Here is a 16,934-nt window from a genome sequence, read left to right as displayed (position 1 = left end):
AGGCCCGCGGGCGGGCGCGGTTCGCTGTCAGGGTGCTTCCGAGAGCCGCGCGATGAACCCGCTCGTCCCGGCGCCGAGCAGGCCGCCCACCCCGCCGAGCTCGAGCGGGCCCGTCAGGCTCCCCGCGACATAGAGGGGGCCGCCGGCAGGCTTGCCGGCCGCGATGATCCGGAGATCCGCGGTGTCCCCGTCGAGCCGGGACGCGGAGACGAGGTTGCCGTTCGCGTCGAGCGTGATCAGGAACCCTGCCCGTCTCCCCGCCGGGGCCGTGAGCTTCCCGGCGCTCCCCACGTCGAGCTCGCCCGAGAACACCCCCGCGACGTGGATCGAGCCAGCCCCGTCCACCGCCACGCCGGTCGCTGTCTGGGCCGCGGTCGTGTCGCCGAAGCCGCGGCTCCACACCGCCCCGTGCTCCGAGACGCGCGCGACGAAGACGTTGTCCGTGTTGCCCGCGTCGGGCATCCCCGGGCAGGTGTCCTCGAGATCGAGGGACCCGGCATACCTGCCGGCGATCACGACGTCGCCGTCCGGGAGCTGCGCGGCGCCGAGCGGCTCGACGCGCTGCGCTCCGTCGATTCCCAGCGTGGTGACCTGCTGCGGGGCGTCGGTGCTCGAGGTGTGGCGCACGAGGAAGATCCCGCGGCCGTCCGAGGTGCGGGACGGATCCGCGCCGAACGAGACGGCGCCTTTCGTCGCGTCGTAGTCGCCCACCACCACCACGGACCCCGACCCCGCCGGGGCGCCGGCGAGCGCAGTGACCTTCACGGCCGCGGGCGCCCCGAGGCTGCGATGCCACCTGCACGCGCCGGTCGCCGGATCGAGCGCGGCGATCAGCGCGGCGTCCTGCGGGACCCCGGGCCTCATCGCGCACGGGCCGTAGCTCTTGCCCTTGCCCAGCGACTCGACGGCGAAGAGGACCGCATCGGACGTCGCCGCGACGCCGCGCGCGGTGGTGCCGCCGTCGGACTCGAGGCTCCACGCCCAGGCGCACTGGCCCGCTGCGTCCAGCGCCGCCACGAAGCTGGGCGCGCCGCCGCCCTGCCCGCCTCCCCCGTTCGAGCCGACGTCGCACGCACCGGAGAGCCCGGCGCCCCCGAGCGACTCTCCCGCCACGACCGTCACGCCCGCGGCGACGGCCAGGTGCGTGCCCCGGAGGCCCGACGCCGAGAGCCCGTACTCGCTCTGGCGCGCCCCGCTCGCGCTCCACCGCGCGACGGTGAGCGAGCCGGACGCGTTGACGACGGCCGTCACCTCGTCGTCCAGCGCCGCGACACCGCCCACGTCCTCGCCGAGCGTGTCGCCCCAGAGGCCCGACGCCTCGCCGAGCGCCGCCCCGCTCACCTCGCCGCAGGTCGGCGCGCCCGCTCCGCTGCCGCCGCCGTCGTCACGGCCTCCCGCGCCCGAGCCGACAGCGGACGAGCCGCCCCCGGATGCGTCTCCGGTCGACGAGCCGCCTGCGGACGAGGACGACGACGCTCCGGTGCTGGCCTCTGTCGGATTCGTCTCACCCACCTCGAGGCCGATGAGGTCGTTACAACCTCCCGAGGCGGCGGCGAACATCCCGGCACAGAACACGGCCTGGACCTTCATGAGAGAGCGCTTCATCACGGCGACCTCTCTATTGCACGGAGCGGTCGGCCCTGCCATCAGGCCAGCGCGCGCTCAATGGCAGGTCCTCGCGGACACGCAGGTTGCACCCCGCCTCGAGCCCGATCGTGTAGTGCGTCTCCTGAACCGATTCCTTTGCTTCAGGCGACGTCTGCCGGAAACACGTTGGTCACAGCCCGATCGACAAGAACGCTCTTGATGTCGATTGCGGGATCTCCTTACGGCCCTCGCCGCTCCCGCAGAAATGGAAGTCTCCTCCTGGAACCCGTGGCGCGCTCCGGAGGGACGGAGCCGCTGGCTCCCCGGCGATGAGCGCGGATCAGCGCACGCCGGAGAGCCGCGTGATGAAGCCGTGCTGCTCTGGATCGCTGTCGCTGCCGAGCGGCTTGGGGAGCCCGAGATCGAGCGTCCCCGTCACCCCGCCTGCGACGTAGAGCGGCGCGCCGGGAGCCCTGCCTGGCGCGACGACCCGCAGGCCGACGGCGCCGTCGCCCTCGAGCTGGGTCGCGGAGACGAGGTTGCCTCGGGAATCCAGCCGCATCAGGAATCCCGCCCCCTTGCGGTCGGTCGCGAGCCTGCCGGCGCTCCCGAGCGGGATCTCGCCCCGGAACTGCCCCGTGACGTAGATCGATCCGGCCCCGTCCACCGCCACGCCGGCCGCGCTCTGGTCTTCCGTCGCGTCGCCGAACCCGCGGCTCCACACGACGCCGGCCTCGGAGACGCGCGCGATGAAGAAATTCTCCGTCTCGCCCGCGTCGGGGATGTCCGAGCAGCCGTCGCCGAAATCGAGGTTCCCCCTGTACATGCCGGCGATCACGACGTCGCCGCCCGGGAGCAGCGCGGCCCCGTGGGCCGGCACGTGCTGATCTCCCGCGGCGCGCAGCGTCGTCACCTCCTGCATCGCGCCGTCGCTCAGGACGTGGCGCACGATGAAGACGTCGCGGCCCTGCGCCGGGAACTCGGTGTCTCCGCCGAACGTGACGCCCCCGCTGCGCGTGTCGTAGTCGCCCACCACGGCCACCAGCCTGGACACGGCCCTCGCGTCGGTGGCCAGCGCCTTGACGGCCACGGCATCTCGCTTGCCGAGGCTGTGCGCCCACTTGCACGCGCCGTTCGTCGGGTAGACCGCCGCGACCAGCGCCGAGTCCTCCGGGAGGTCGTCGCGCGCGCACGCGCCCAGGCTCTCACCGCGCTCCACCACGTCGACAGCGAAGACGACCGCCTCGGATGTGGCCGCGAGGTCGCGCGCGGTGGTGCCTTGCTCGGCGTCGATGCTCCACGCCCACGCGCACTGGCCGTCCCGATCGAGCGCGGCCACGAAGCTGATCGTGGTGTCGGGCCCAGGCCACGTGGGGCCGACGCGACACCCGGCGAAGAGCCCATCGGGAAAGGCGACGGCCCCCTCGGACTCTCCGGCCACGTAGGTGAAGTCGTCGCCGACAGCGAGGTGCGAGCCCCACACGTCGAGCGCTGACAGCCCGTACCCACCGTCGCGCGTCCCGCTGGCGCTCCACTTCGCGACCGAGAAGCGATAGCGCCCGTCGCCGGTGACCTCGGTGGTGACGGCCGTCACGGCGTCGTCCAGCGCCGCGAGATCGCCCACGTCGAAGCCGACGGTCTCGCCCCACACGCCCGACGGCTCGAGGATGGTCCCGCCAGCGTCGCTGCACAGCGGTCCCCCACCGCCGCTGCCGCCTCCACCTCCGCCGCCCCCGCCCTCGCCGCCGCTCCCCGCGCCGCCGCTCCCCGCGCCGCCGCTCCCCGCGCCGCCGCTCCCCGCGCCTCCGGCGTTCGAGCTTCCCGCGCCCGAGCCCCCGGCGCCGCCGTCTCCCGAGGAGGAGGACGCGCTTGACGCCGCGCCCGCGCCCGCGCCGGCCTGCGATGGAGCCAGCTCGCCGACCTCGAGCCCGATGATCGCGTTGCAGCCCCCCGCGACGGCGGCGATCAGGGCCGCGCAGGACACGGCCGATCGAGGCGTACCGAGCTCGCGTTTCATCGGCAGGGACGCTCCGTGCTGCGGAATCCTCGAGGCTGCCGGGGAGCCGCGCGGGCTCAATGGCACTTCCTGACGTAATCAGGAAAGATGGGGGTGAACTGGCATGTGCCGTTGCAGTTGCCGAACGAGGCTCGGCCTCCGCACGGGACGTCGGCCTGGAACACGTTCGTCTTCGCGGCGCAAAGAGGGAGGACGTTGGAGCACGTGACCGCCTGGAACTCCCGCTCCTCCGCGCCGCTGCAATCGTAATCGAAGCTGCCCCCCGGGGAGATCGGCGTGCCGTAGAACGTGCTGGGCTGGCCGGGGTGGACCAGGGGGTTCTCGTCGTTGCAGTCGTTGCCACCCTCGCACGCCGTCGACCGATAGCCGTCGTCGTCGGCGTCGCAGTCGACGGTGCCGCCGCCGCCGGAGCCGGAGGCCGTCGAGCTGGCGGTCGCGCTGGAGCTCGCCGCGCCACCCTCCCCGCCGGCGCCTGTGCTCGAGCTCGCCGCGCCGCCGTCTCCGCCGGAGCCGGAGGCCGTCGAGCCGCCGTCCCCGCCGGCGCCCGTGCTGGAGCTCGCCGCGCCGCCGTCCCCGCCGGAGCCGGCCGCGTCAGGGGACGCGCCGGCGGTGCTCGTCGACGACACGGTGGAGCCCGGGGCGTCCCCGCCGGCGCTCGCGGAGCTCGGGTCTCCTCCGGTGAACGTCACGTCGGGGAATCCACACCCCGCGCCGGCGCTCAGAGCGGCCGCCGCGGCGGGGAGCGCCAGGCAGAAGACCCGATGAAGCGATCGCATCATCGGATGGAATGCCATCGTTCCCACCGGCGTCAACCGGCGGTCGAGCCGAGCGCTCGCGGTCCGGTCGCAGGCTCTGCGGTGTCGTGGGGAAATGTCAGGGGCTCCTGCCCAGGCGCACTGTGGATGCGGGCCGGCGCCGAGCGCCCCGATCACGGAATGCCGGCGAGGCGCGCGATGAACCCTTCTCCCGCGTCCGCGGCGGGGCGTCCGCTGGGCACGAGATCGAAGGTCTTCGTCATCTCACCCGCGATGTAGAGGGGATCGCGCGGGGTCTTGCCCGGCGCGATCGCCCACGTCGCCACCGTCTCCTCCCCGATGAGCTCGGAGCCGGAGAGCACGTTGCCGTTCTGGTTGAGGACGAGCAGAAAGCTCGAGATCTGACCCGACGGGGCGGCGATCGTCATGCCGTTTCCCAGGTCCATCTCGCCTTCGAGCTGCCCCGTCGCGTAGATAAATCCGTCCGCGTCCACCGCCACGCTGGAGACGAGCTGATCCTCGGCGACGTCGCCGAAGCCGCGGCTCCAGACGACTCCGCGCCTGGAGACACGCAGGATGAAGGTGTTCCCCGCTCGCGCGGACGCAGGCGGCATCGCCGGGCAATCGTCGTTGAAATCGAAGGACGTCCCGTTGTACGTCCCGGCGATCACGAGGTCGCCGTCCGGGAGCAGCGCGGCCCCGTGCCGCGACGCCGCCTGGACTCCAGGCGCGTTGATCGTGAGGAGGTCCTCCAGATGGCCGTCGATGAGGCGGACGCGCGCGATGAACAGGTCGCTCCCCTGGGAGGGAGGGAGCGCCCGATCCTGCATGATGACGGGGTCGTCCGGCGCCTCGTAGTCGCCGACCACCAGCAGCTCCGTGGCCGTGCTATCGACGACGAGCTCTGCGATGCGCACCGCGCCCGGCGGCCCGAGCGAGCGCCGCCACTGGCATGCTCCGGCCGTGTCGAACGCGACGAGCTCCGCGGAGTTCTTCGCCTCGTCGGCTCCGAAGATGCAGGCGCCGTTGGTCGCGACGGATTGCCCCGTCATGGAGACCGCGAAGACGACCCTGTCGGACGTCGCCGCCAGGCCGAGCGGGTTTGTGTTGGACTCGGCATCGACGCTCCACGCCCACTGGCACGTGCCTTTCGCGTCGAGCGCGGCCAGGAAGCTCGGCCTGGGGGTGGAGTCTGCCTTCGCGGTGATCTGGCAATCGTTGGCCAGCAGGGGCACGTTGACGCCCGGCTGGGCCCATCCGGTGACGTAGGTGAGGTCCGCCGCCGTGGCCAGGTGCTCGCCTGCGATGGCTCCCGTAAGCTCTGGCGTGTTCATCGTGAAATCGCTGTCGAGCGACCCGTCGTCATTCCACCTCGCGACGGAGAAGCTATTTCCCTTGTTGATGAGGGCCGTCACGCCGTCATCGTGCGTCTCGAGGGCGATGATCTGCTCGCCGGCCAGCTGGCCCCACAGACCCGAGGCGGCGCGGGCGGCCCCCGCGCGGGCGCCGCTGCAGATCACCTCCTCGCCGCCGCCCTGGCCGCCGCCGCCGCTGCTATCGCCGCCGCCGCCGCCCTGGCCGCCGCCGCCGCTGCTATCGCCGCCGGCCTGGCCGCCGCCGCCGCTGTCGTCGCCTCCGCTGCCCGTGGACCCGCTCGACGCGGTCGCGCTGGACGTCGACGAATCCAGCACGCCGATCTCGAGCCCGATGATCGTCGTGCAGCCTCCCGCGGAGCAGGCGGCGAGCAGCCCGGCGCCCCAGAGGGCTCGAACGCTCCCGAGATCGCGCTTCATCACTTCGGTTCCCCGCCGCGCGGCGCCTTCGCGGTCGCCGCCGAAAGACCACCGCCGCCGGACCTGCGGTGTGCACGCAGGTCGTCGATCCGGAGGTCGAAGAGGTCTGGACGCATCCGGCGATGAGAGCTTCCGCTCTTCGCGGCGTCAACGGCCCACAGGGGCGCGCGGCGCGGCGCCGTGATCCGTCTGTGAGGCGCCGTGGTCGCGTGTCGTGAGCGCCGCGCCCCGCGCGGCCGCCGTCAAAAGACCACCCTGGCGACGGCGCCTCCCGGCACCACGCCGAGCGTCGCCCGCGGGGCCGAGGACGCCGGCCCGGAGGAGGGCGCCGTGAAGATGAGCACCGCGCCCGCGCCCAGCGCCGCCGCCCCGACGAGGAACGCGACGGTCGAGATCGTCCCCGCGGTCGCGCCCTGCTCCTGCAGCCGGATCCCCTCCGCCGCGCAGACGTTGCTGTCGTTGCAGTAGGGATCCGCGTCGTCCATCTTCCCGATCGCGCGCAGGCCGAACACGGCGCCGACGCCGATCCCGACCGCGCCGACGCCGGCGCTGATCCATCCGGCCGTCCGCCAGGTGGAGCCCGCCGCCCCCTGGGGGCTCTCCTTCGGGGGAAGCGCTGGCCCTGCGCTCCCGCCGGCCGCGGGCTCCTCCGGCGCCACGAGCAGCTCGGACTGCGCGCCCTCGGCGAGCTGCACCGTGAACGTCTTCTGCTTCCGGCCCGGCGCCGACGCGGTCACCTGGACCTCGCCCGGGTCCACGGGCAGCGGCGCGCCCAGCGAGCCCGCGCCGACGGGGATGCCCCCGCGCTGCACGGCGGTGTCCGCCGGCGCGCCGGGCGCGAGCCGGATGGTGAGCCTCGGCACGCGGCCCTCCAGCGCCGTCGCGCGCGCCTGCGCGATCGGCCGCCGGTCGTCGCTCGCCGGCAGGTCGCGCGCGAGCTGCCGGAAGATCGACCACGCGGTCGCGACCCGGCCGCGCTTCTCCTCGCAGTCGGCGAGGTTGAGCAGCGCCCCGGGCGCCGGATCGAGCTCGTAGCTCTCGCGGAACTTCGGGCACGCGGCGTCGTAGTCCTTCGCCTGGAGCGCCGCCCGGCCGGCGTCGAAGAGCGCCTCCGCGGCCGCGGGATCGCGCGCCTGGGCGAAGGCGTCGGGGCAGGCGAGGAGCACGGCTCCTCCCAGGGCGAGCACCTCGGCCGGGAATCGTCGTCTACGCGGGCTCGATCTACGCATCCGTGGGACCTCAACGTCTCCGGTTGAACGGGTCCTCCGCGGGCGCCGGCGGGGTCGCCGGCGTCGGCGCAGGGGGCGTCTTCGCCGCCGGTGCGCTCGCGGGCGGTCGCGACTTCGGCCCCGCCGGCCTGGAGGTGGGCGCGGCGCTCGCGGGCGGCGGCGCGGTCGCGGACGGCGCGCTCTCGGAGGCGCTCGCGGGCGGCGCGGTCTCGGGCGCGGGCGAGGACGGCTCGATCGAGGGGGCCGCCTCGCCGGACGGCGGCGCGCCGGCCCCGGGCGAGGCCCCGTTGCCCGGCGGCTCCGGCGTCGCCCCGGCGCCCGTCGAGAGGGGGCGCGGCTCGGCCTCCACCGGGGCGGCGTGCGACGCGTGCGACGGGTCGCCGGCCTCGCCGGCGGGGCCGGGGCGCTGCCACCAGACGAGCGCGACGAGGGCGCCCACGGCCAGCGCGCCGCCCCCGGCGAGGAGCGCGCCCGTGACCGGCGAGCGCGGCGCCATGCGCTCCGCGGTGACCGAGCGCTCCACGACCGGCGAGACAGTGCCGGCGCTGGCGGCGCCGCCGCCGGCCGGGGTGCTGCCGGGCGCGATGCCGAGGGACGCGCTGCTGGCCGTGCTCGCCGTGGTGAACTCCGTGCCGCTCGGCCCGCTCCCCGGGCCCCGTACCTGGACCGATACGCGCCCGGGCTCCGACTGCGCGGACGCGCGCGGGGGATCCGAGTACGCGGACCCGCGCGCGGGGGCCGCGGACGAGCCCGGGATCGCGTCGAGCCCCGCGCTGCCGCGCGCCTGGCGGAGCGCGCGCTGCATCGCGTGGGCGTTCGGCCAGCGCCGGTCGGGCTCGAACGCGAGGGCCACGTCGATGACGCCGGCGACGGGCGGCGGCAGCGCGGGCAGGATGCTCGCCACGGGCGGCGCGGGCTGGGTCATGGCCGCGAGCAGGAGCAGCGGGAGCGTCTCGGCCTCGTGCACGTAGCGCCCGGAGAGGAGCTGGAACATCGTGCTGCCGACCGCCCAGAGGTCGGTGCGCGCGTCGACCTTGTCCCACTGCCCCTTCGCCTGCTCGGGCGGCATGAACTGCGGCGTGCCCATCATGGTGCCGGCGCGCGTGGACGCGTTGCTCGGGCTGGAGAGCTCGCGCAGCCGCGCGATGCCGAAGTCGAGCACCTTGAGCTGCCCCTGGCGCGTGAGGAACAGGTTGTCGGGCTTGAGGTCGCGGTGGACGATCCCGCGCTCGTGGGCCACGGCGAGCACGTCGAGCAGGTCGTCGACGATGCCGATCACCTCGCCGGCGCCGAGCACGCCGCCGGGCGCGCGCGCGCGGCGCGCCTCGACCGTCTCGCCCTCGAGCAGCTCCATCACCAGGAACACCGAGCCGTCGTCGGTGACGTCGTCGTCGAGCACGCGGACGATGCCCGGGTGGTCCACGCGGTTCGCGACGTAGCCCTCGCGGAGGAACCGCGAGCGCGCGTCGTCGTCCCCGGACAGCTCGCGGCGGAGGATCTTCACCGCGCCGCGCATCCCGTTGCGGTGCGTGCCCGCGTAGACAACGGCCATCCCGCCGAAGCCCAGCAGGCGCTCCAGCCGCCATTTTCCGCGCAGGACCTGGCCTACCAGCGCCTCCGGCCGGAAGCCCTCAGGGTCGACTCGGGTCATCGGCGAAAACCACCCCCTGGACTGCCCGCGCGGATCATCGCCTCGCCGGCGAGGCCCGCGCGGCCGGCGGGTCGGGCGCGGCTCGAGGGACAGGCGTGGCTGACGCGAGCGCGAGGCATGACGGGCGCATGTTACCCCGGTCTGGCGCGGCGGGGCGCGAAACCTTCCGAAGGCAAGCGCGGGGCAGCGCGGGAGGGGCGGAGCGGAAGGCGCGGGGAGCGGGGCGTGCGGCTCGGAAGAGCGGGGGCCCGATGGCCTTGACGTCGCGCGCGAACGGGGACACTGCGCCTGCCTCTCAGGGGATCGAGCGAGCATGCGCAAGACGATGAGCCACGCGGCGTTGATCTTCCTCGCCGCCGTTTCTTCGGTCCATTGCGGCGGCGCGGGCGCCCGGCATCGTGCGGGCCATGCGACGGAGCCGGCGGGTCATGCGACGGAGCCGGCGGGTCATGCGACGGAGCCGGCGGGCCATGTGACGGAGCCGGCGGGCCATGCGGGTCATCACGATGGACACGCGCACGGCGGGCCTGCCGCGGGCGCGCAGGCGCAGGACGAGGAGCTCCGCGCTGTCGCCGCGATCCACGGCGGGGCGGGGCCGTGGGCTGTCGCCGGCTACCGCATGGGGCGGTATGCCCTCGCGAAGCTCGGGCTGCCGGAGAAGAGCTTCGACCTCGAGGTCGTCCACCACAGCCCGCGGAACGTGCAGTTCTCCTGCATCGCGGACGGCGCCGCCGCGGCGACGGGGGCGAGCCTCGGGAAGCTCAACCTCAGCCTTGTCGAGGCGACCGAGGCCGGGGTCGAGACGACCTACCGGCGCAGGTCGACCGGACAGGCCGTGACGCTGCGCCCGTCGGGGGCTTTCCGCGCGCGCTTCCGCGACGTGCCGAGAGACGCGCTGGAGGCGGCGGGGAGAGAGGTGCTCGCCCTGCCAGATGCCGAGGTGTTCGAGGAGGTGCCGCCGCCTCCCGCCGGCGCGCCCCGCTGACGAGCCGAGCGCCCCTTGGGACACGCCCGCCGCGGCCCGGGGCGACTACTGCTCGTCCTCGCCCTCGCCCGTCTCGTCGTCTTCCGTTGCGCCCTCCTCCGCGCCGTCGTCCGCTGCGTCCTCCTCCGACACGTCGCCTTCCTCCGCGGCGGCCTCGACTTCCTCCTCCTCTCCGGTGGTCTCCTCTCCGGTGGTCGCGGCGCCGCGGGAGACGGGGAAGGGCGCATAGTCCTTCATCCTGTCGGTGCCGGCGTACCAGTACTCCGCGGCGGCGCGCAGCCTCCGCTCGGCGTGGACGACGAGCGTGTACGCGGCGTCGCGGAGCTTGCGTGTGCGCTGCGCCTCGGGAGAGAGCGTCTTGTCGGCGAGCATGCGCGCGAGCAGCGGGGAGAGCTCGCGGAGGCGGGCCGCCGCGTCGGCCTCGCCGCGAGGCGCCTTGTGGAGGGCCTCCGCGTGCTCGGAGCAGAGCAAGAGCAGGTCGGAGACGTCCTGGACCAGATCCGCGTCGCCGCTGCCCGCGCGGATCGCCATGAGCCGCTTTTGCCCCCCGGGGCTCTTCTTGAAGCGGAGATCGAAGAAGCGGAGGAGCGTTTGCCGGTGCAGGGCGGCCTCGGCGGCCGGCTTCGCGAACGTCGCGGCGGCCCGCTCCTGACGCTGCTGCGCGGCTTGCCAGCGCGATTGCGCGGCGCGCAGGAGCTCGATCTTGTCGCGTAGCCCGTGGATCTCCTCGCGTGTGAGCGAGGGCTCGTCCTCGGGGAACGGGGTGCGGACGAGATCGGCCGCGTCGCGCTCGGCGGCGAGCTGGATTCGGCTCGCCCACACGACGCGCCGCGCGAGCTTGCCTGGAAAAATCACGGTGTTGTCGCCGAGCGACTCGGCCTCTCGGAGGAGCTCGGCCTCGCGGGCGGCGCTCAGCGTGTACGCTGCTGCTCTCGTCGAGGAGCGAGGCGCGTCCTGCGTCTCGCGCGAAGCGGGCTTCTTGGCGGCCTTGTTGGTCCTGGGCGATGTGGTGGTGGATGCCTTTGCCGTTGCCATGATAAAGATACGCCTCCTTGTCGGGGCCAGCGCCCCTCGGAATGAGGGGCCGGAAGATCGGCGAGGGTATCGGCGAACAACGCACTGGCCAGAGGAGAGCACGAGTCGGTCGCGTCGCGAGAGAGGCGCTGGGGCCGAGGACTGGGAGAAGATTGGGAGGGGCGGTGTGCCGCAATATCGAGAGGAGCGGCGTGTTGGCGCCGCGAGCACGCGGGGCACGGAGCCGGCGAGGGGCTGGCAACCGGGGGGGGGGGCGGGCGCAGGAGGGGGAAAGGGTTGCGCAGCAACCACAAAGGGCGCGAAAGACGGCGCCGGGGCTGCACAGGAGAGTACCGGGGCTGCGCAGGAGACCATCGGGGCTGCGCAGGAGCCGGACGATTGTAACAAAGGACACCGACGGGGGTGCGCGGGAGGGCGCCGGGGCCGCACAGGACGGCGGTGAGTGTTGCGTAGGACACCAACGGGGGTGCGTAGGAGGGCGCCAAGGCCGCGCAGGAGGGCCCACGGGCTGCGCCGGAGGGTCGGCGGCGCTGCACAGGAGGGCGGAGGAGGCCGCGCAGCGGGGACGACGGGCTGCGCAGGAGCGGGCCCAGGTTTGCGCAGGAGCCGGCCGGGCTGCCACTGCGCCTGGTCCCCCGCTCCGCGATCACCGCCGTGCGCGCCCCGCCCAGCACGCCGCTGATGGCGCTGCCGGCGCCGGCTGGGTGGCCATTTCCAACGCCCTGGATCGCAAGGATCCGAACGCCGGCCGGGAATGCCTCTAGTAATGGGTCTTCCCCGCGATGCGCCCCTATCGCGACAGGACGACAGGTCAGCTCCGGCGGCATCCTCTGCACGAGGCGGTGCTCCAGCGCGCGGTGCGGGAGGCCGGCCTCGCCACCGGTGTATCGAGGCGCGCAAGCTGCCACACCCTGCGTCACTCGTTCGCCACGCTCCTGCTGGAAGCCGGCTAGGACATCCGCACGCTCCAGGAACTCCTCGGCCACCAAGACGTGAGCACGATGATGATCGACACTCACGTGCTGAACCGCGGCGGCCTGGCCGTCCGCGGCCGGTTCGACTGCCCCTTCGTTCCGAGGTTGTGAACGGACCGGTATGCGTCCGGCAACCTCCTGATGAGGCGGCCGCTCTGTGTTACCCCCAGGCGCGATGCGGCGCGACGCCTCCAACTGCGAATCCGCGGCGCCCCTCCAGGCGCTCCCGTCCCCCGGAAAGGCGGAAACTGCCGCCAATGTTAGACGGATCTACCCTACGGCGCTGGACAGCATTTGGGCCTTGCGGCGCCGAGCCGAACCGTGGGACTTTCCATCGGGGGAGGTCACAAAAGGCGACGATCTAGACAGACCTGGTCCGGCGACTTCGGTTGACCAATCGACTGATCGTTAGAGGGTCGTTACGGCCTGCGTACAACTTTTGGCGGAATTCACTCGGGCGATGATGAACAAGCAGCTTTCTTCCGGGACGACGCCATCGGAGCGACGCCTCCATGAGCTTTGTCAAAAAAGCTTCCTCCGATTGTGGTCGTACTCGAACGTTTTTCGAGACCAAGGACGTTACCGAGGCCATGGCCACGGTAAGGAAGTTTGTGACACGATCGCAATCTTTGATGATCGAATAATTCTTTTCTCCGACAAGCATTGCGCTTACCCGAACACCGGCAATCCGGATTTGGATTGGCAGCGGTGGTACGCAAGGGCGATCGAGAAATCTGCCGAACAACTGTTCGGCGCAGAGCGCTGGCTGCGCCAAGCACCAACCCGGTTGTACCTAGACCCAGACTGCACAAGGCCACTGCCTATATCGCTGCCGCCCAGAGGAACAAAGTTCTATCGCATTGCTGTCGCGATGGGTGCTGGACTGGCCTGTCGTGCATACCACGGTGGTTCTGGAAGTCTCATTATTGAGCCTGGTGCGCGTCGCAATAGTAATGTGTCGCAGCCATTCGTGATCGATGAAATTGATGCGCGAGGACTGGTCCATGTTCTCGACGACTTCACCTTAGATGTTGTGCTCTCGCATCTAGATACTATTGCTGACTTCGTAGAGTATCTCGACTGGAAAGAGCAACTTATTCAGGATAATTTGCTAGCTGTATCCATGGGTGAGGAGAACCTTGTTGGTCTCTTCCTCTCTACGAAATGTGCGGGCCTCGGACTTCCAGAACGGCAGAGTCCGGATGCGAAATACGTCATCGCAGACGATCTGTGGGACGGCGTCCAGCAGCAGGAATGGTTTCATGCCCTACAGCGCAGCTACGAAGTGAGCTACGCGTGGGACCGTCTCATCGACCATTTTGCCGCGGATGTTCTGAATGACGAGATGCTGAGTTTCGGTTCGCCGAGCACGCCGCCGGACCACGAGAAACGGGTTCGCGCTCTGGCGCGAACATCACGGGTTACGCGGATCGGGTTGGCGGAATCACTTATAGAGATTACGGCGAAGGTGAAACCCGGCGAACTGCTTGCACGAACGGCCCTCCCCCAGGGACGATCCGATACCGGTTTCATTCTTATTGTCGCGCGGTCCAGCAGTGCTCCGTATTCGACCTACGAAGAGTACAGAGTACACAGGCAGTCGATGCTTCGCATCTATTGCCTGTCGCTTAAGAGCATGCGACCAGAGCTTGCGCATGTTGTTGGCGTAGCACTGGATGCCGAGATCATGCCAGACGGCATGTTTTTGACTCGGTCGGAGGATGTGATGTATATCGGATCTGAGGATTGGACGGAGTCAATTCAGCGCGAGGCGCGTGATCTGCAAGCCAAGACGGGGGTGCTTAACTCGGTGTTTCGTGTAATGTCTCCGTATTCATTTCAACAGGTTTATGAGGCATTGCAGGAGTCTGATATTCAGGCTCAGCCTGCGGCGCGAAAAGTTGGTCGAAACGAGCCCTGTCCGTGCGGTAGCGGCCTAAAGTTCAAACGGTGCCATGGGAAATGAGGTGTGGGTGAAGCGCCCACGGAGAGGGGCGCCGCTCGCCTGCCGCGCGAACTCGCAGCAAGCGCCCCTCGCTGGAGGCGATCTTCGCTGAGCGGCGGTCTTGCGGCGGGACGGAGCGGAGGCTCTCCGTGGCGGAGCAGGGCGGCGGGCGAGACGCATGCTCCGAGCTGACCAGACTACGTGGGCGGACGGCGGGAACGCGCGTGTCCGGTGCAGCGCGCCTCGCCCGTCTCGCGGTCATGGACCGCCGCGAGCGTTGTCACCCGGCGCGGCGCTTTTCTAGGCCGCAAACGAGAAATTTCGTCGCGTGATCGCAATGGCCGCTACGGACCACACGTCACTTCTGCATGCTCGATCGCGTCGTCGCGGTGGTATGAACAGCAGCGCTGCGCTGGATGGGCCAGCGCGGCGCTGTGGTCCCCCTCGTTTGCCCCCAGGCGAACCGTGCGTGCTTCTATTCTACCGTTCCATCCGCGGCAAGCGGCGGCCCTGGTCCTCGTCCTTGCCTCCGCGTTCCCCCTACAGGCCGCGGCCGCGGACCCTCCTCCCCGGTCCCGCGAGGTGCAAGAGCTCATCGACGAGGCGGAGAAGGCCGCCAAGCGGCTCGACCTCGCTCGCGCCCGCGAGCTCTGGGCGCGGATCAACGAGCTCGAGCCCTCGACGATGGCCGTGTGTCAGCTCGGCGTGTTCGACCTGCGCCTCGGTCGGCTCGAGGAGGCCGCGGCCGAGCTCTCCACGTGCGTCGCGCAGATGCCAGCGCCGACCAACGACATCGAGCGCCGCCGCCACGAGGTCCGACGCGCCGACCTCGCGGCCGTCCGGCAACGCGTGGCCGAGCTCCACGTGAGCGCTCCGCCGGGCACGGCGCGGCTCCTGGTGGACGGTCGCGAGGTGAGCGCGGGCGGACCCGTCTTCGTCGCCCCTGGACAGCACGAGGTCACGGCGACGGGCAAGCAGGGGCAGGTAGCCCGTGCGCTCATCAAGGTGACGGCGGGGGAGTCGCGGCGCGTCGCCCTCGCCTTCGAGACCCCGAAGGCCGCCAACGCTCCAGCGCGGGCGCGCAACCCCTGGATCATCGGCACCGGCGCGGCGGCCTCGGTGGCCCTGGTCGGTGCCGGCGTCGGCCTTCACCTGGCCGGCGACGCCGCGGAGAGCGAGACGGCCGCCAAGGTGTCGCGCCTCTCGGACGGCTCGATGCTCCCGAGCAGCGCGCAGTTCCGCAAGACCTACGACGAAGCGCACGCGGCGAACACACGAGCTGGCCTGTTCCACGGCTTCGGCTCGGCTGCGCTCGTCGCCGGGGCAGCGCTCGGTGTCGCAACCGTCGTGTACGTCGTCTGGCCGCGGAAGGCCGAGATCCGCACGAGCGGCGGCGGCGCGGAGGTCAAGCTTGTATGGTAGCCGCCGGCGACGTCTGGGAAGGCCACGAGCTGCTCAGCGAGCAGCGCGGCTTGCTCCGTCACTTCCTCGCGAGGCAGGTCGGCGACACGGGGGCTCTGGTCTGGTTGCACGTCCACGAGGGCGGGCGCCTCGATGCGGGCCTGTTCGCCGAGGAGATCGCGCGCCTGCAGCGCCTCGCAGGCGAGGTCCCGGAGGTCGTCCCCGTGCTCTACGGAGGGGTGAACGGCGCCGTCGCGTGGACAGCGTCGCCCGTACTCGAGGACGCGATCCCGCTCATCGACGTCACGCGCGGAAACGACCTCCGGCCGGCGAATCTCAAGGTGCTGATCGACATCGGTCGCTGTCTCGTGCGTGCTCATGAGCTGTCCTTCGTGCACGGCGCCCTCAGTCCGGACCGGATTTTCATCGGGGGAGATGGCCGATACGCGATCACCCACTTCGGATTTGCCCGTCTCTTTCAGCTCGGCCCGGAGGACGCCCGTCACGATCCGTACGGGTACGCACCGCCCGAGCTCTTCTCGGGTGGCCGGCTGGGACCTCGCGCGGACGTGTACGGGTTCGGCACGATCATGTACGAGCTCTTGTGCAAACGCGCCCTCTCGCCGTGGACCCGTCCCCCGAGCTTTCCCAGCGGGATCCCTCCGGTGCTTCAGGTGATGATGCAAAGGGCCCTCGAGGAGAACCCCAACCGGCGGCCGCCGAGCATCCACGAGATGCTCTCCGTCCTGACGTCCTTTGCCCACGCGTGGGAAGAGCTTGGCGCACCGCCGGACCCTGCCGGCGCGGACATCTTCGCCGAGCCGTCCGGCGCTGGGCACGAGCCGGACGAGGCGGCGCCCAGCCTCGTGGAGGACGAGGCGAGCGCGCTCGCCTCAGATGAGGAGGGAGGGCGAGCTGGCGAGTTTCCCACGTCCCGCCCCTCCGACGTGCCCGACACGGTCAGCAGCGTGCCGCCGCGGGACGCGGCCGACAGCGTCACCAATGCGTCCCCGGTCGCCACGTGGCGCCCTTCCGAGACGCCCGCCACCCTCAGGAGCGCGATCCCGCCGCGGGACACGCGGGCCAACGTCACCCACGTGTCTCCGGTCGCGCTGCGGTCGCCTCCAGCGCCCGAGCTACCGGACCTCGAGCCGTTGCTGCCTGTACGACCGGTGCCCTCGACCCCTCCGCGTTCAAGCCGCACCGCGAGGCGACGCTCCCCCCCGCGCTGGTTCGGCGCAGTGCTCGCGCTGGCGTTCGTGCTGGGCAGCGCGGTCGCGGTCCTGCGGCGCGAGCCCCCGCGTCACGTCGTGCCGCACATCGGCCGAGTGGTCCAGGCCGCCGCCGATCGAGCCATCCCGCCGCCCTCAGCTCGCCCGCTCGATCGATGCCCTGAGCTGCTCCGCGAGGCCGCCACGCCGCCCGTCGCGGCGCGGCCGCGTACGAGCCGGCCTGCCGCTCCCACACGGCAGACCAGGAAGACGCCGGCGGAGGAGCCCGATCTCTGTGACGGTCTGCTCCCTTGTCAGAACGTCTCTTACTGAGCAGCGCGAGGGTTCCCA

Annotated in this window: 12 protein-coding genes; 5 read left to right on the top strand and 7 right to left on the bottom strand. The window is 71.7% G+C overall.

Features of this window, described 5'->3' with window-relative positions:
• Positions 1-27: 27 nt before the first annotated feature.
• From WME96_RS30510 to WME96_RS30485, 6 genes are all read right to left on the bottom strand, one after another.
• Positions 28-1,605 carry a hypothetical protein gene (locus WME96_RS30510; RefSeq protein WP_437285109.1) on the bottom strand — a complete coding sequence of 526 codons (1,578 nt, stop codon included), beginning with the start codon at positions 1,603-1,605 and terminating at the stop codon, positions 28-30.
• A 322-nt stretch (positions 1,606-1,927) separates the two neighbouring features.
• Positions 1,928-3,571, bottom strand: a complete 1,644-nt coding sequence (locus tag WME96_RS30505; protein WP_437285108.1) for a hypothetical protein — start codon at positions 3,569-3,571, stop codon at positions 1,928-1,930.
• A gap of 89 nt (positions 3,572-3,660) precedes the next feature.
• A complete protein-coding gene (locus WME96_RS30500; protein WP_437285107.1) occupies positions 3,661-4,383 on the bottom strand; it encodes a hypothetical protein in 723 nt (240 codons plus the stop codon).
• 149 nt (positions 4,384-4,532) lie between these two features.
• Positions 4,533-6,152, bottom strand: coding sequence for a hypothetical protein (locus WME96_RS30495; protein WP_437285106.1), 1,620 nt, complete (start codon positions 6,150-6,152; stop codon positions 4,533-4,535).
• 242 nt (positions 6,153-6,394) lie between these two features.
• The gene (locus WME96_RS30490; protein ID WP_437285105.1) at positions 6,395-7,318 is read right to left on the bottom strand and encodes a tetratricopeptide repeat protein; all 924 of its coding nucleotides are present in this window, start codon (positions 7,316-7,318) and stop codon (positions 6,395-6,397) included.
• 73 nt (positions 7,319-7,391) lie between these two features.
• The gene (locus WME96_RS30485; protein ID WP_437285104.1) at positions 7,392-9,032 is read right to left on the bottom strand and encodes a protein kinase domain-containing protein; all 1,641 of its coding nucleotides are present in this window, start codon (positions 9,030-9,032) and stop codon (positions 7,392-7,394) included.
• Between the two features lie 313 nt (positions 9,033-9,345).
• On the opposite strand from WME96_RS30485, the gene WME96_RS30480 reads away from it, so the two are divergent.
• Entirely contained in the window at positions 9,346-10,017 is a 672-nt protein-coding gene (locus tag WME96_RS30480; RefSeq protein WP_437285103.1) for an FmdE family protein, read from the top strand.
• 45 nt (positions 10,018-10,062) lie between these two features.
• Here the strand turns inward: WME96_RS30480 and WME96_RS30475 are convergent, their stop codons facing one another.
• On the bottom strand, positions 10,063-11,052 hold the full coding sequence (locus tag WME96_RS30475) for an ATPase (RefSeq protein ID WP_437285102.1): 990 nt from the start codon (positions 11,050-11,052) through the stop codon (positions 10,063-10,065).
• Between the two features lie 782 nt (positions 11,053-11,834).
• Between WME96_RS30475 and WME96_RS30470 the strand changes: the two genes are divergently transcribed.
• From WME96_RS30470 to WME96_RS30455, 4 genes are all read left to right on the top strand, one after another.
• On the top strand, positions 11,835-12,005 hold the full coding sequence (locus tag WME96_RS30470; protein ID WP_433927631.1) for a tyrosine-type recombinase/integrase: 171 nt from the start codon (positions 11,835-11,837) through the stop codon (positions 12,003-12,005).
• Positions 12,006-12,486: 481 nt separating this feature from the next.
• On the top strand, positions 12,487-13,992 hold the full coding sequence (locus WME96_RS30465) for a YecA family protein (RefSeq protein ID WP_437285101.1): 1,506 nt from the start codon (positions 12,487-12,489) through the stop codon (positions 13,990-13,992).
• A gap of 561 nt (positions 13,993-14,553) precedes the next feature.
• Positions 14,554-15,393, top strand: coding sequence for a hypothetical protein (locus WME96_RS30460; protein ID WP_437285100.1), 840 nt, complete (start codon positions 14,554-14,556; stop codon positions 15,391-15,393).
• Entirely contained in the window at positions 15,387-16,916 is a 1,530-nt protein-coding gene (locus WME96_RS30455; protein ID WP_437285099.1) for a serine/threonine protein kinase, read from the top strand. The genes WME96_RS30460 and WME96_RS30455 overlap by 7 nt, the downstream gene beginning before the upstream one ends.
• Positions 16,917-16,934 lie beyond the last annotated feature (18 nt).

It is taken from the genome of Sorangium sp. So ce406 (assembly GCF_051474675.1).
In the GTDB taxonomy this organism is placed as follows: Bacteria; Myxococcota_A; Polyangia; order Polyangiales; family Polyangiaceae; genus Sorangium; species Sorangium cellulosum_G.
This window is presented reverse-complemented; position numbering and strand designations above follow the sequence as displayed.